The following is a 13,925-nucleotide window of genomic DNA, read 5'->3' as shown; positions in this document are numbered from 1 at the left end:
GGGGTGGTCAAGCCTACCCCGCTAAGTGGATTTCTTCACAATGGCAAATAGGTCAGTTTTAGCTAGGGACCAACTTACAGGGAAAATCGTCCACATCAGCGACGTCGAAGAGGGCTACGAACGCGCCATTTGCGATGTCTGCGACTCTAGGTTGGATGCTGCCAATTATTTTAGAAGCACCCGAAAGGTGGCTTTTTACTTCCGCCATCGCAGCGGTGGCGAGGGATGCTCATCAATGACGATGCTCCACGAATATGCGCAGCAGATTGTGCGTGATCGTGGGGTGATTCAGCTACCTGACTTTGAGGCGAGCGTCTATCCGAGAAATCCAAAAAATAATGTCGAACCCTTGGAGTTCAACCGAACGGGCTATCTAGCTAATCTGCTGAACCCTTCCTTGGAAAAAAACTATCCGACTATGCGAAAGCTGATCGCTGATGTTCATGGGACAGAGCCCGAAGTTGGAGATTTATATGTAGAAATTAAAGTCCATAATGAGGTCAATGAAGAGAAACAGGCCGCCCTCAGGAAAGCTGGCCTTGACGTTATCCAAGTTGATCTACGTTCACTCGTCGACCTGCCTGGTTTAACAAAGGAGCAAATTCAAGAAGCTGTTGTCTTCTCCGCCACTAGGGAATGGATTTCACAAAGGCGTTTTGAGAACGATTTACTATCCCTTCGACAACAGATGCGCGAATTGGAGCTTCAACTGACGTCAGAGAGGTGCAGCACCAGAATCGTACAAGAGGAGAAAGGCTTAAAGAAAAAGGACTGGCGAAGAAAACATAGCTCTGAGCTGGGATTACTTGAGGCCTATCACGACCTCGAAAATAGAAGGCTGGCAGTGAATCAGTTTTGGAAATGGTGCCAGGATCCTCAAAAACCGGAAAATACAGTTTACCGGAAGCTGACTGGTCGTTATGGGGGAGTTCCTCCTATCGTAAATATTCCAGTAAGGGGAGAGCTAGCATTTAAAGCTCATCGAACATACTGGCAGACCCTTATTTTTGAAGGGGTGATCTTGAAGATTTATGACGATCAAATGAGGAAAATTGCTCAGCAAAAACACAAGAATAAGCGTTTTTATTATGGTGACGAAATTGCCTGGCTAAGTGATCTTCCGTCTATTTATCCGGCAGATATTTATAAATTTCTGTTGAGAAGCGGTGTGCCTTTAACGACTTTGGCTAGCGCTTTTGAGGAACTTAGCGAAGAAGAGCCTTTGGCGGAGAGATATGGCTCAAGGCCTGACTCACTGCGGTTTGTAACAGTAAAGGAGTATGCAATTCTTCCAAAGCCGGTCCCTGCAATACGCAGATATTTAAAAGCGCTGTGCCAGATTGGGATAGTTTCCGCTTCTAACGACATCTTTTTCATCCCCTTCCAATCACGGCCCGAAGTTGATCAGAGCGTTGCTAACTATGACGAGCTGGCGAGGGAAGGTTTGTCAGAGTATGGGTGGTGAGTGCCTGCGAGGTTTTAGGCTACAGGCAACTTTCGATGGAGTGTGTCATGACGACCATGATCTGGAAGTAGGCCGACGATTTGTCAATTATCTTTGTGAAGTCAGATGCCTGTGATGCCCACACTAAATCGGGATATCAGTCTGTATGATCACTTTTCGCTCTGAGCAAAATTAGTAGAAAGCCGGGAAGTTATTGACCTGTAGGAACTATCTGCTTACTTTGAAGAATCTTCTGATTGAGGTATGAGTCACGAGAAAAGTGGTCTTGGGAGTCATATGTAATGCTAGCGCACGCAATGCAGGATATGCAGAGGCTCTGATGATCAAGACGGAAATACTGTCGGTTCGGAACCCTCAGTGGGCGAACGAAAATCGCACCGCCATTAACTGCTTGGTGAGAACTAACACTCTCCATCAAGAGGTGCCGTTTACTGCTAGTCCCCTCGATTTGGAGGCTCATGGACGCGAGACTTTCGCCAAGTGTCTTGCCGGTGAGTTTGGCGAAATAGCACCGATGGGCCCCAAGCTTTCGGAACAGTCCCCGTCACAACCAGAGCCTCCGGCGGAATACCTCCGCCTAGAGCGATTTCTTCTTGAAGCCAATCGAGAGAACAGCCGTAAATCTTTTCGTAGCGTCGTCATCGTTTGGGGCTCCTTACTAGATAACCTTCTAGATGAAATGCTGGAGGGCGAGGCCTTGCGTACTTCAGCTGCCGCAGAGGCCAGAGGAAAGCCACCGCGCAACTTTGATGCTCGGATTAATCGAGCTCTTGGTGCAGGCCTAATCGATCAGGAAGACGCTGACAGGTGCCATCATATAAGGCGAATACGGAATGCGGCAGCGCATGAGTGGGAGTTATCTTTGGAGACCAAGAATATCTTGCCGAGCCTTCGAGCACTTCACGAAGCGGACTACTCTGAATTGTTGGTCTTCCGCGAAGACCTGGAATTCCTCCTGCAACAAGTGTACAGCGCTTCTTGTGGGATGCTTGTTATGAAATTCGTTGATCGGCTTTCAGCGGTCAGTCGGTGAAGTTCTGAACGCTAACAATCGCAGGCACGGCGACGGCTACTCCATTGCGGCTTCGCCTCCATTCCGCAGCCGCGCATGCTGCGGGCATTAGAATTTCATATGGTTTAGTGACGTGACGCTTGTTAAGGGCGACACGGACTTTCTTGCGCCTTTGGAATATTATAGATTGTCGAATCGGCCCGGCTCAGCATTCCGGTTCAACAGAGAAGGAATCTCGACAGAAAAAGGAAATTTCTATGCACGCTCACATTCGTCGCATTACGCCCCATTGCAATTACCGCCAGCTTTCATTGATTTTTTCGCTGTGTCTGCTGGTCTTGCCGGCTCACGCAGACACCCTGAAAAGCTCAACCATTGAGTCGTTTCTCGCCAGCGTACAAGACATGATGCCCCTTTTTTACGATTCTGAGGGGAACAGTCCGGAGGAGAGTTTCGCCGAGGATGATGACTGGAACATGGACCTGACCAACATGTATTCGGGTATGGTCAAAGAGCTCAGCAACCATCCACCCACACTTAAAAAGGTAAGCGGTGTGGCTAAGCGTCACGGCTTTACGAACCTTGAACAGTGGGGTCAGATAGGAGACCGTATTTTTAACGCGTACATGGCAATCAACATGGAGGGCCAGCCGGCTATAGACACGAGGGCAATGGAGGACTACATGGCTTCGCTTGAGGGCCTGCCCGAAGCCGACACACAGAACATCCGTGCAGTGATGGAAAGTGCCATCAAATCAAACGAAGTGGTTCGCAATACCCCCGTTCGAGACATCGAAGCAGTGCGGCCCCACTTAACCGATCTGATGGCACTCTACGAGATTGAAGCCAGATAGAGGAATCGACAATGAGTGACCTGAAAACCCGCTTCGACGAAGCCGTCAATTACATCCAGACTGCCGAGGGCGATTTCAAACCCTCCAACGAGGTAAAACTGGAGTTTTATGCACTCTATAAGCAAGCCACCGAAGGCGATGTGTCTGGCAAACGCCCGGGCATGATGGATTTTGTTGGCCGGGCCAAGTTTGATGCCTGGGAAAAGCTCAAAGGCCTGTCCAGCGATGAGGCCATGCAGCAGTACATCGACAAGCTCGAATCCCTGAAGTAATCGTTTTTCCAGCCCAGACTCTGGTCACCAGATGACCAGAGTCAATCCTTCCTGTGTAAAGCTTTGCTCTCGCAAAATTCTTGTCATAAGATGCGCGCAAAATAATAAGACCAATTCATCAGGAAGAGTTATTTATGGACATCACAGAGGCGCTGGAACAATCCCAGCCGGGCCTTGTGGCGCGAGTCAAGGACGCCATTCACAAGCACAGTCTCAATCAACGCTCAGAGCAAACCTACCTTCACTGGATCTCACGTTTCGTGCTGTTCAACGATCTGAAGGATCCGGACGCTCTGGTCAATGAAGACCGGCGGCTGTTTCTTGAATACCTCAGCGATCGTATCCGGGTTTCCCGGGCACGGCTCAATCAGGCCAGCCAGGCCCTGACATTCTTCTATGAGGATGTGCTGGGTAAAACGTCTGCTGAGAACAAAGGCTGCGCGGCGGCCTGATTGCCGCGTCAGCGATCGTTCAGGTTAACGTTCAGCGTATCGTAGGCGCGGTTCTCTGGCGGCCGGATTACGTAGTTATTGCCGTGAGTCTGCCCGGGGATGATCTTGGGGTTGCTGAACTGAAACTCCGCCGGAATCTGGGAACGGCCGAGGTCGGTACGGTCATCACCCGGACGAAGGCCAAGCGGATCCAGATAAAAATCGTCTTCAACGCGGGGCTGTAGCGGCACACCCTCCGCCGGCGCAGCCAGGCCACCTTCGATTACCGTGTTGGCCAGGGTTTCTTCTTCGATGGAGTTCAGGTGGATGGTGTCGATAGTGGAGCGCTCTTCGTACTGAAACGCATTGTCCTGATGATCGTTCTGCGCATGCACTGCAGTTGAAAAGACCAACAGCAGGAGCGCCGACACCGATGGTGTGCACCACTTGCTCTGGTTGTTACTCACCGTTCCACACGTACCCATGGCAATGACCCCGGTAGACAGCCCTGTCTGCGATCTGTTGTGACAAATTTTGATCAGTCTATCGGCAAATCCCACCCTCTGCCCGGGCAGTCGTCAATTTTGTGACATTATTCACTTGTCGTCGGTTGGGGCCTGATACCGAATCCCCACCACGAACACCGACTTCCAGCCTTCGGGGGTGCGAACGCTCACTTCATCATCCAGGCGCTTGCCGATCAGGGCCCGGGCCAGGGGGGAATTGATACTGAGGTAGCCTTTGTTAAGGTCGAACTCGTCTGCGCCAACCAGGCGATAGGTCTGTTCGTCACCGTCTTCGTCTTCCACGGTCACCCAGGCGCCAAAAAACACCTTGTTCCGGTCTTCCGGCAAACGGTCTACAACGGTGAGCTCTTCCAGGCGCTTGCTGAGAAAGCGAACCCGACGGTCGATTTCCCGTAGCTGCTTCTTACCGTATATGTACTCGGCATTTTCGGAGCGATCGCCAAGGGCAGCAGCCTCACGTACCGCCTGGGTAACCTCTGGCCGCTTGATCTTCCAGAGGTACTGCAATTCATCACGCAAGGTCCGTTCACCGTCTGGAGTGATATACCTTGGGCGCGGGCCGCCGCTGCCGGGAACCTGAGTCATTGATCTCGCAACATCCTATGCCAACTGGGAAGTGTCATTGAGGGCAAAAAAAAACCCCGTAGAAACGGGGTAAGGCTAGCGCTGTGCTGGAGGAAGAAGCAAGCAACAATTGGGCTGGCTTCCATAACTACATTATCTATTATGCATGGGGTTGATTACGCGGGCGTGGCCGAGGAATTACCTTTTCGTCAGAGAAACTGCGGGCTCAGGTCGCCGGAATTAGGTTGCAGACTCTAGGATCAAAGCATAGCGTGGGCGCATACATTTCTTTTAACGCTGCCACTCAGGGAGAGAACAACATGAACACCCAATCGCTGCTCAACATGGCACTTAATGGTGTGGATGCTCTTGGCTACCGTCTGGACCAGTACGGAATTACGGGCAAGGTCAATCGTCACAACATTGCGGCTTTTCTGGCCGCCGAGCAGAAGCATCTGGAAGGTGAATGGGACAGTATTCAGGTACGGGTGAACCGTCGTCGTTCACAGGTTGAGAGGATTACCCACGAGATTGAATCCCGAAAAGACGCACTGATCGGCCCGGTGCTGTCAAAAATCAATCGGCTCCGCGCCAGTCAGTGAGTTTTCACGCCGTTGGATTCAGTGGCCGCCTGGGGTTCCCCGCCCACTGAATCCGCCGGCTGTTCGGCCTGGGCCGTGCGAATTCGTTTTCGCGCCTCGGTAAAGACCGGAATTCTCACTGCCACGGTCAGCCCCGGGGGTTCTTCTTGTGGCCTGGTATCGCTCAGAACGATCCGTCCCTGATGAATTTCCGCAACGGCGCTCACCAGGCTAAGCCCCAGACCATTCCCCGGTAGTGATCGGCTCTTGCCCACCCGATAGAAGCGCTGGAATACCTGATCCTTCTCAGCATCAGGAATACCGATGCCACTGTCCCGCACTTCAAAGATGGCTTCAGCGCCTTCCCGCCTGACGGAAACGCCGATAACCCCGTGCTCGGGCGTGTATTTGATCGCATTATCAATGAGGTTGCTGACCATCTGGAACAGAAGGTCACGGTCGCCATCGATCATCACACCGGTTTCCAGCTTCTGCTCAAACGACTGGTCTTTATCCTCGGCCAGCGCCTCGTAGAGTTCGCAGGCATCGGTTACCAGCTCGTCCAGTGACACCGGTTTCATGTCGGCCGTGTTGCCGCGGGTTTCCAACCGGGCAATACGCAGCAAGGCGTTAAACGTGGCCAGCAACTGATCGGCTTCTGCGACGGCTCGGCCAGCCTGTTCCCTTGCCTCATCGTTATCCACCGACATCAGGGTGTTTTCAAGCTGGTTGCGGAGCCTGGTCAGGGGTGTGCGCAAATCGTGGGCTATGCTGTCGGATACGTGCCGGATACCTTCCATCAGATACACAATCCGGTCCAGCATCTGGTTCAGATTGCCTGCCAGCTGGTCAAAATCATCATCGGTACCGCGGGTCGGAATTCTCAAGGACAGGTGGCCGTTCATAATTCGGCGGGAGGTGTTGTTGATCACCTCAATACGACGTGTCGTACTTCGGCTCATCAGAAAGCCGCCGAGTAACGCGAGAGCAAGGGTGATCCCCATCCCCCAGTTGATGGCTGTTTCTATCACCCGTTTCAGGTTGGTGAGCTCGTCTACATCTCGCCCTACGAGCAGGCGCATACCGCCCTGAACCTCAAAAATACGGGCACGGGCGAGGCGTTCGGAGCCTGCCCAGCCAACCGATTCATCGAGAGTGAAATTGATCCAGCCACTTTCCGAGCGGCTGCCTTCCGGCCAGGTCTCGATGTTGCCGGCCAGCTTCAGGAAGTCGTCGGTGGTGAGCAGATAAATGGATTTAGCGTTGGGATCGCGGGCGACACGCTCGCGAATAATGGTGATCAGGCCGTTGACGCCTCGACCACGGTACTGCTCCGCCAGACCAGCGATTTCCGCTTCTATGGTTTCATCGGTCTGAGCGGTCATGAACCCCGCTGTACGCCAGTATATAAAGGCCAGTAACAAGAATACCGAGGTGGCGAATACCACCATGTACAGCAGGGCTAGCTGGAAGGACGATGTCCTGAGCTGGCTAAGCAGTTTCACGTAGCATATACCCTGCACCACGAATGGTTTGCAGTAGGGGTGTATCGAATTCCTTATCGATCTTGGCTCGCAGCCGGCTGATGTGTACGTCGATCACGTTGGTCTGAGGATCAAAATGATAATCCCAGACCTTCTCCAGCAGCATGGTGCGGGTCACCACCTGGCCGGCATTGCGCATCAGATATTCCAGCAGACGGAATTCCCTGGGCTGAACATCAATGTTCTGACCGGCCCGTTTGACGGTGCGCGCCAACAGATCCATTTCAAGATCCGCCACCCGCAATACCGTTTCCGTTTCGGCCGACTGGCGGTTACGCCGTACCAACGATTCGATGCGGGCCAGCAGTTCAGTGAACGAAAATGGCTTGGTCAGGTAGTCATCACCACCACCACGCAAACCTTCAACCCGGTCGTCTACGTCACCCAGGGCGCTGAGAATAAGGACAGGCACCTGGTTTCCCGTTGCACGAACCGTCTTGATGATGGACAAACCGTCCATTCCCGGCAGCATGCGGTCCACAATCATGATGTCGTAATCTTCACTGGCCGCCATCATCATGCCTTCTTTGCCATCGGCTGCATGATCGACCACAAAGTCGGATTCTTTCAGCCCTTTGACAAGATAATTTGCAACGTCCTGATCGTCTTCGATTACCAGTGCTTTCACCGGCTCTCCTCCCGATAGCGGATTACAGTAACGACAAGGGTACGAAGAAGTTGGCAACCCGGCCAGTTACGATCTTGTAAGAGGGTGTCGCCAATGGCGACGGTCAGCGCCCCCCTGCAAACCAGCTCAGACTGTCAGCAGTGGCGCCCGTGGGCCGATATTCGGCGCTTACCCAACCTTCATAGCCCATGGTGTCGATGGCCTCAAAAACATTCGAAAAGTTAATCTCTCCGGTTCCGGGCTCGTGGCGACCGGGATTATCTGCAAACTGGATGTGACCAATCCACGGCAACAGGCACTCCATTGAGCGCACCAGATCTCCTTCCATAATCTGCATATGGTAGAGGTCGTATTGCAGGCGAACGTTGTCGGCATCAACGTCCTCAATCAATGCGAGCACCTTGCCGGAGGTATCCAGAAAGAATTCCGGCATGTCCACTCTGGAATTAATTGCCTCCAGGCAGAGGGTTATATTCTCGTCCGCCAGCTTCCCGGCCGCCCAACTGACATTACTCACCAGGGTCTGCCAGGCAGTTTCATCCGACAGGTCAGTGGGCTTGAGTCCCGCCAGGCAGTTCAGCTGCCGGCAATCCAGGGCCCGGGCATACTCAATAGCCTGTTCAACGCCAGCCCGAAACTCCTCTACCCGGTCTGGCAGGCAGGCAATACCGCGCTCGCCTGCATCCCAGTCACCGGGGGGCAGGTTGAACAGAACCTGAGTGAGCTGGTTGTCGTTCAGTAACTGTTTGAGCAGGTCCTTTGGGCAGGCGTAGGGGAACAGGTATTCAACCCCTTTGAACCCCGCGGTCCGGGCCATGGCAAAGCGCTCGGGAAAATCCACTTCCGTGAACAGCATGGACAGATTGGCAGCAAATCGGGGCATCACCTGGTTACTCCTTTGGGCCGCGGCCAAGAGAGCCAAGCAACGCACCGTTCAGGTGCTCCAGCTCAAGCAGCAGGCCACTGTGGTCGACATCACTGTGACCGTTGGCCACCAGCGACAGGTATTCATTGTGAGTCTGCTGAGCCAGTGGCAGCGTTAACTCTTCCGCACGGGCCTCATCCAGAATCATCCGCATGTCCTTGAGCTGGATACGCGCAGGCGCACCCGGTGCGAAATCCCGGTCAATCATCCGTTGCCCGTGCAACTCCAGAATCCGGCTACCCGCAAAGCCTCCCATCAGAGCCTCCCGAACCGCCGCCGGATCCGCCCCGCCCTTTGCGGCAAGCAATAACGCCTCGGAAACAGCCCCAATGGTGATGCCAACAATAGCCTGATTGGCCAGTTTTGCCAGTTGTCCGGAGCCCACGGGGCCAATTCGGGTGCACTTTCCGAGCGCTTCGAATATCGGTAAAGCACGGGCCACATCCGCTTCCGAGCCTCCGGCCATAATACTCAGACGCGCCTCAGACGCGCCCACCGTACCCCCTGACACCGGGGCATCCACGTAGCCTGCGCCCTGCTGCGCTGCGAGTTCTGCATGGCGCCGGGCGACAGACGGCTGGATAGAACTCATATCAATAATCAGTGCACCTGGCTTCAGGGCATCCAACACGCCCTGCTCCACCAGCACCCGCTCCACCACATCGCTGTTTTCCAGCATCGTGATAACCACGTCGGCACCGGTAACCGCCTGCGAAGCGGACTCTGCAATCGATGCCTCCGAGGCAAACGGCTCGCACTTGCTGGCCGTGCGGTTCCATAACGTCATCGGAAAGCCCGCGTCCAACAGATTACGGGCCATGGGCGCACCCATTAGTCCGATGCCAAGAAATGCGACGTGAGGAGTAGTCGAGGTCATTTTCACTGGGCCTTACTCAAATGTTCGGGTGATTATACAAACAAAAACGCCACCAACCGGAACCGGTGGTGGCGTTTAAAATTACCGTGTCCTTGAACACTGGCCGATAGATCAGGCCGCCTCGGACATCTGAATGCGAATCTTCTTCATCGCATTCTTTTCAAGCTGCCGGATACGTTCCGCCGACACGCCGTATTTGTCCGCCAACTCGTGCAACGTTGACTTGCTCTCGGACAACCAGCGCTCCCGCAGAATATCCTGGCTGCGTTCGTCCAGCTGCTCCAGGGCGTGCATCAACCGACCATTGGAATCATCGGTCCAGTCAGCATTTTCAAGCTGGGTGGCAGGGTTGCTGCGCGCATCTTCCAGATAGTACGCCGGTGCCTGATAGGCGCTATCGTCATCATCGTCTTGAGGACCGTCAAAGGCGGTATCCTGCGACGCCAGACGGCCTTCCATTTCGCGGACCACCTTCGGCTCGACGCCAAGATCTTCAGCAACCGCATTCAGCTCGTCATGGCTGAGCCAGGCAAGCTTTTTCTTCTGGCTGCGCAAATTAAAGAACAGTTTACGCTGAGCCTTGGTGGTGGCTACTTTCACGATGCGCCAGTTACGCAGAATAAACTCGTGAATTTCCGCCTTGATCCAGTGTACGGCGAAAGAAACCAGCCGCACACCGTATTCCGGGTTAAAACGTTTAACCGCCTTCATAAGGCCAACGTTACCTTCCTGGATCAGATCCGCCTGCGCCAGGCCATAACCCGAGTAGCTACGCGCGATGTGAATCACGAAGCGCAGGTGAGACATGACCAACTGACGGGCAGCTTCCACGTCGCCCTCGTAATGAAGCCGTTCTGCCAATGCCCGCTCTTCATCCACTGTGAGCACCGGAATGCGGCTCGCGGCCTGAATATAAGACTCGAGATTCTGGCCCGGAACCAGTCTGTCAATCAGCTGTAAACTCGTACCCATGCTCTAACCTCCGAACCCAACGGCCCTTAAATATATCAATTACTTTTTAGACCGCCAAGAACTCTGAAAGTTCCAAAAATCTCCAGTAAAACGTTGTATATCAACCAGCTGGAAATTTCACCGTTACTTTACTGACTCTCAAACTACGCCAGTACAAGTTGTTTCTTCAATACGGTTTTCCCGCTATCCGGATCATCATCCTCCGGCAATATCTCCCGGCTCCATGTCATCCAGATGACGCTTGACCGCGACCCAGGCGCCAAGCCAGCCTAGCAGCATCGCAACAATAATCAACGCCAGCGCACCATCAATCTGCAGCCCGTCGAGAGAAAAATCACTTCGATACAGCACCGCCAGCCGCTCTATGGGGCCGCTGAGCCACCACATAGACAATTGCAGCAGGATCAGCGCAACAGCACCCCCTCCCAATCCAAACCAGGTACCGGTATACAGGAAAGGCCGACGGACAAAGCTGTCTGTACCGCCCACCAGTTTCGCCACCAGAATCTCGTCACGACGGCTCTCGATAGAAAGCCGCACCGTATTGCCAATTACCAGCACAACTGCAGCTGCCAACAGGATCGCCAGCGCCCAGACGGCACGAGCCAGGAGATCTGTCATGGCGTTCAGACGCTGCAACCAGCCCAGATCTACCTGAACCAGCTCTACCCCTTCCATGCCTTCGACAAACCGCACGAGCCCTTCCACGCCCTCGGTGGACCGGGCACCTTCCTTCGGGGTAATCAGCAATGTGTGTGGCAGCGGGTTGCCTTCAAGATAATCCAGGGCATCCTCGAGTCCTGACGACGCCCGGAATTCAGTTAATGCCTGCTCCCGATCAACCAGTTCAACGCCAGCCACCCGACCATCGCCGGAAATGTCATCGGCGAGCACGCGGGCCCGATCGAGGGACACATCCAGCTCCATATAGGCAGTCACCCGGGCACTGCTCTCCCAACCGGCACTGACACCTTGAAGACTGGTCAGCAGTAGCAGAAGCGCTACCGGCAAGGCCAACGCAACACCCATCACTGTCCAGGTCATCAGGCTGGCCACCGGCGTTTGCCAAAGACGACGGGCGCTGTCTTCAGCCACCTTGCGATGGTGAGTCAGGTAGCTTTCAGCCTGCTCGCGCCAGGGCGAACGGGCTTTGTTGGCACCACGGGCAGACTCGGCTTTTCTGCGTGGATCAGAGGCCACTGGCAGCCCCCCCGATAACCGAGGTACCACCGGCGATCAGCCGGCCATGATCCAGCGTGAGGGTACGCCGCCCCATCTCGTTAATCAGCGCAATATCGTGGGTGGCGATCAATACCGTGACGCCCACCTGGCTGAACTGACCAAACAGATTCATGATATCCGCGGACAGCTCCGGATCAAGGTTACCGGTCGGCTCATCCGCCAAGAGTACCGGCGGCTTGTTAACCACCGCCCTGGCGATACCTACACGCTGCTGCTCCCCTCCGGAAAGCTGCATCGGGTTCATTTTCTCTTTCTTCAGCAAGCCCACCTTATCCAGGGCAGCCCGAACCCGACGGCCAGTGTCTCTGGGAGACGCGCCCATGACTTCCAGGGGCATAGCAACATTGTCGAAAACAGTCCGGTCAAACAGCAGCTGGTGGTTCTGGAACACCACGCCGATGTGCCGGCGTATATAGGGGATCTGGCGGCGGGGCAAACGATTGAGAACCTGGCCGCCCACCACTACCTCGCCAGCAGAGGGGCGTTCCATCACCATGACCAGTTTCAGCAAGGTGCTTTTGCCGGCACCGGAGTGCCCGGTAAGAAACGCCAGCTCACCTCGCTCCAGGCCAAAATTCACCTGGCGCAGAGCGGTGTGATCACTGTCGTAACGCTTGGTGACCTGGTGGAACTCAATCATCGGCGATGTCCGCGCGGCTGTATTCTGAGCTATTCGTCAAACAGGGCATCCACAAAGGTTTCAGCGTCGAAACTGCGCAGGTCGTCGACCTGCTCACCAACACCAATAAACCGGATGGGCAACTGCAACTGACGGGCAATGGCGAACACAATACCGCCTTTGGCGGTGCCGTCCAGTTTCGTTAACGTAATCCCGCTCACACCTACCGCCTGCTGGAACACCTGAGCCTGATTCAGCGCGTTTTGTCCCGTACCGGCATCCAGTACCAGCATCACTTCGTGAGGCGCAGACTCGTCCAGCTTTTTCATCACCCGGACCACCTTCTCCAGCTCCTGCATCAGGTTGTCCTTGTTCTGCAGACGACCCGCGGTATCGGCAATCACCACATCAACGCCGCGAGACTTCGCAGACTGGATGGCATCGAAAATCACCGAGGCGCTGTCAGCGCCGGTGTGCTGCGCCACGACCGGCACATTATTTCGCTCGCCCCAAACCTGTAGCTGCTCCACCGCCGCAGCACGGAAAGTGTCGCCCGCCGCCAGCATTACCGACTTCCCTTCGTTCTGGAATTTCTTGGTGAGCTTGCCAATGGTGGTGGTTTTCCCCACACCGTTTACACCAACCATCAGGATGACGTAAGGCGCTTTACCGGCGTCGACCTCCAGCGGCCGGGTCACATCCTTCAACAGGCCATGCAATTCATCCCTCAGAGCCTTGCGTAAAGCTTCTCCGTCCTTGAGCTGATTACGCTCAAGCTTGTCGGTGAGAGAATCAATAATTTCGGACGTGGCGGTAACACCAACGTCTGCCATAAGCAGCGTGGTTTCAATCTCCTCCAGCAGGTCCTCATCGATTTTCTTATTCAGCGAGAACAGGTCCGACAGGCCACCGGTCAGACTGGCCCGGGTTTTCCCAAGACCTTGCCGGATGCGTTCGAAAACGCTGACCTGCGGCTCTGGCTTTGGTTCGGGTTCGGGTTCGGGTTCGGGCTCGGGCTCGGGCGCCGTCTGTGGCGCTGGGGCAGGCACCGACTCAACCTTTGGTTCTGGCTCTGCAACCGGCTCGGGCTCGGGCTGCGACTCAACGGCGGCAGGTGCTTCGCTCTGGACCTTTTGCGGCTGTGGCGCTGGCCCTTTGGCAATCTCTGGTTTGCGCTGTGGCACCGGTTTCGGGCGCGGCGCCCGGCTTCGGTTACCGGCGATATCCAGGACAAATACGAGCACAAGAAGGGCCAGAAGGCCGATTGAAATCCACTCTGCCGTCATAAAGTCAATCCATCAGTCTGAATGGGCGGGACAAATAAAGCCGACATTCTAGCAGACTGTCCCGATGAAGTGAGCGTCGTCCGGATTATCACGCCCGTGAAGGTTTCCGGTAAGATGCGCGCTTGG

The 13,925-nt window shown here is 54.7% G+C and carries 16 protein-coding genes; 6 read left to right on the top strand and 10 right to left on the bottom strand.

Features of this window, described 5'->3' with window-relative positions:
- Positions 1-40 precede the first annotated feature (40 nt).
- The 5 genes from KO499_RS04805 (at position 41) to KO499_RS04785 (ending at position 4,055) form a co-directional block, all read left to right on the top strand.
- The gene (locus KO499_RS04805) at positions 41-1,465 is read left to right on the top strand and encodes a hypothetical protein (RefSeq protein ID WP_215982570.1); all 1,425 of its coding nucleotides are present in this window, start codon (positions 41-43) and stop codon (positions 1,463-1,465) included.
- Between the two features lie 319 nt (positions 1,466-1,784).
- On the top strand, positions 1,785-2,498 hold the full coding sequence (locus KO499_RS04800; RefSeq protein WP_215982569.1) for a DUF4145 domain-containing protein: 714 nt from the start codon (positions 1,785-1,787) through the stop codon (positions 2,496-2,498).
- Between the two features lie 236 nt (positions 2,499-2,734).
- Positions 2,735-3,331 (top strand): hypothetical protein, encoded by a 597-nt coding sequence (locus tag KO499_RS04795; RefSeq protein ID WP_215982568.1) that lies wholly within the window; start codon positions 2,735-2,737, stop codon positions 3,329-3,331.
- Between the two features lie 11 nt (positions 3,332-3,342).
- A complete protein-coding gene (locus tag KO499_RS04790; RefSeq protein ID WP_215982567.1) occupies positions 3,343-3,603 on the top strand; it encodes an acyl-CoA-binding protein in 261 nt (86 codons plus the stop codon).
- A 134-nt stretch (positions 3,604-3,737) separates the two neighbouring features.
- Positions 3,738-4,055, top strand: a complete 318-nt coding sequence (locus KO499_RS04785) for a site-specific integrase (protein WP_215982566.1) — start codon at positions 3,738-3,740, stop codon at positions 4,053-4,055.
- An 8-nt stretch (positions 4,056-4,063) separates the two neighbouring features.
- On the opposite strand, the gene KO499_RS04780 is transcribed toward KO499_RS04785, so the two are convergent.
- Together KO499_RS04780 and greB are read right to left on the bottom strand one after the other, a co-directional pair.
- Positions 4,064-4,519: a hypothetical protein gene (locus KO499_RS04780; protein WP_228339753.1), complete on the bottom strand. Its 456-nt coding sequence runs from the start codon at positions 4,517-4,519 to the stop codon at positions 4,064-4,066.
- Positions 4,520-4,630: 111 nt separating this feature from the next.
- Positions 4,631-5,146 carry a transcription elongation factor GreB gene (gene greB, locus KO499_RS04775; RefSeq protein WP_215982565.1) on the bottom strand — a complete coding sequence of 172 codons (516 nt, stop codon included), beginning with the start codon at positions 5,144-5,146 and terminating at the stop codon, positions 4,631-4,633.
- Positions 5,147-5,445: 299 nt separating this feature from the next.
- On the opposite strand from greB, the gene KO499_RS04770 reads away from it, so the two are divergent.
- Positions 5,446-5,727 carry a hypothetical protein gene (locus KO499_RS04770; protein ID WP_215982564.1) on the top strand — a complete coding sequence of 94 codons (282 nt, stop codon included), beginning with the start codon at positions 5,446-5,448 and terminating at the stop codon, positions 5,725-5,727.
- Here KO499_RS04770 and KO499_RS04765 read toward each other — a convergent pair.
- The 8 genes from KO499_RS04765 to ftsY form a co-directional block, all read right to left on the bottom strand.
- Entirely contained in the window at positions 5,721-7,211 is a 1,491-nt protein-coding gene (locus KO499_RS04765; protein WP_215982563.1) for a sensor histidine kinase, read from the bottom strand. The two genes, KO499_RS04770 and KO499_RS04765, sit on opposite strands and share 7 nt — an antisense overlap.
- Positions 7,198-7,878: a response regulator transcription factor gene (locus KO499_RS04760; protein ID WP_008175694.1), complete on the bottom strand. Its 681-nt coding sequence runs from the start codon at positions 7,876-7,878 to the stop codon at positions 7,198-7,200. Before KO499_RS04760 ends, KO499_RS04765 begins: the two co-directional genes overlap by 14 nt.
- A gap of 103 nt (positions 7,879-7,981) precedes the next feature.
- A complete protein-coding gene (hyi, locus tag KO499_RS04755) occupies positions 7,982-8,761 on the bottom strand; it encodes a hydroxypyruvate isomerase (RefSeq protein ID WP_215982562.1) in 780 nt (259 codons plus the stop codon).
- Positions 8,762-8,768: 7 nt separating this feature from the next.
- The gene (locus KO499_RS04750; protein ID WP_215982561.1) at positions 8,769-9,680 is read right to left on the bottom strand and encodes an NAD(P)-dependent oxidoreductase; all 912 of its coding nucleotides are present in this window, start codon (positions 9,678-9,680) and stop codon (positions 8,769-8,771) included.
- Between the two features lie 111 nt (positions 9,681-9,791).
- Positions 9,792-10,652, bottom strand: coding sequence for an RNA polymerase sigma factor RpoH (gene rpoH, locus KO499_RS04745; RefSeq protein WP_215982560.1), 861 nt, complete (start codon positions 10,650-10,652; stop codon positions 9,792-9,794).
- A 195-nt stretch (positions 10,653-10,847) separates the two neighbouring features.
- On the bottom strand, positions 10,848-11,852 hold the full coding sequence (gene ftsX, locus KO499_RS04740) for a permease-like cell division protein FtsX (RefSeq protein WP_215982559.1): 1,005 nt from the start codon (positions 11,850-11,852) through the stop codon (positions 10,848-10,850).
- Entirely contained in the window at positions 11,842-12,534 is a 693-nt protein-coding gene (gene ftsE, locus KO499_RS04735; protein ID WP_215982558.1) for a cell division ATP-binding protein FtsE, read from the bottom strand. The genes ftsX and ftsE overlap by 11 nt, the downstream gene beginning before the upstream one ends.
- Positions 12,535-12,563: 29 nt before the next feature.
- The gene (gene ftsY / locus KO499_RS04730; RefSeq protein ID WP_215982557.1) at positions 12,564-13,799 is read right to left on the bottom strand and encodes a signal recognition particle-docking protein FtsY; all 1,236 of its coding nucleotides are present in this window, start codon (positions 13,797-13,799) and stop codon (positions 12,564-12,566) included.
- Between the last annotated feature and the right edge of the window lie 126 nt (positions 13,800-13,925).

The organism is Marinobacter sp. F3R08 (assembly GCF_018860425.1).
Classification (GTDB): domain Bacteria; phylum Pseudomonadota; class Gammaproteobacteria; order Pseudomonadales; family Oleiphilaceae; genus Marinobacter.
This window is presented reverse-complemented; position numbering and strand designations above follow the sequence as displayed.

Coding starts and splice junctions, on each gene's coding strand:
- KO499_RS04805 (WP_215982570.1), top strand. CDS start 41: ATGGCAAATAGGTCAGTTTTAGCTAGGGACCAACTTACAGGGAAAATC.
- KO499_RS04750 (WP_215982561.1), bottom strand. CDS start 9,680: ATGACCTCGACTACTCCTCACGTCGCATTTCTTGGCATCGGACTAATG.
- KO499_RS04770 (WP_215982564.1), top strand. CDS start 5,446: ATGAACACCCAATCGCTGCTCAACATGGCACTTAATGGTGTGGATGCT.
- KO499_RS04795 (WP_215982568.1), top strand. CDS start 2,735: ATGCACGCTCACATTCGTCGCATTACGCCCCATTGCAATTACCGCCAG.
- KO499_RS04785 (WP_215982566.1), top strand. CDS start 3,738: ATGGACATCACAGAGGCGCTGGAACAATCCCAGCCGGGCCTTGTGGCG.
- rpoH (WP_215982560.1), bottom strand. CDS start 10,652: ATGGGTACGAGTTTACAGCTGATTGACAGACTGGTTCCGGGCCAGAAT.
- hyi (WP_215982562.1), bottom strand. CDS start 8,761: ATGCCCCGATTTGCTGCCAATCTGTCCATGCTGTTCACGGAAGTGGAT.
- KO499_RS04780 (WP_228339753.1), bottom strand. CDS start 4,519: ATGGGTACGTGTGGAACGGTGAGTAACAACCAGAGCAAGTGGTGCACA.
- KO499_RS04790 (WP_215982567.1), top strand. CDS start 3,343: ATGAGTGACCTGAAAACCCGCTTCGACGAAGCCGTCAATTACATCCAG.
- KO499_RS04800 (WP_215982569.1), top strand. CDS start 1,785: ATGATCAAGACGGAAATACTGTCGGTTCGGAACCCTCAGTGGGCGAAC.
- greB (WP_215982565.1), bottom strand. CDS start 5,146: ATGACTCAGGTTCCCGGCAGCGGCGGCCCGCGCCCAAGGTATATCACT.
- ftsY (WP_215982557.1), bottom strand. CDS start 13,799: ATGACGGCAGAGTGGATTTCAATCGGCCTTCTGGCCCTTCTTGTGCTC.
- ftsE (WP_215982558.1), bottom strand. CDS start 12,534: ATGATTGAGTTCCACCAGGTCACCAAGCGTTACGACAGTGATCACACC.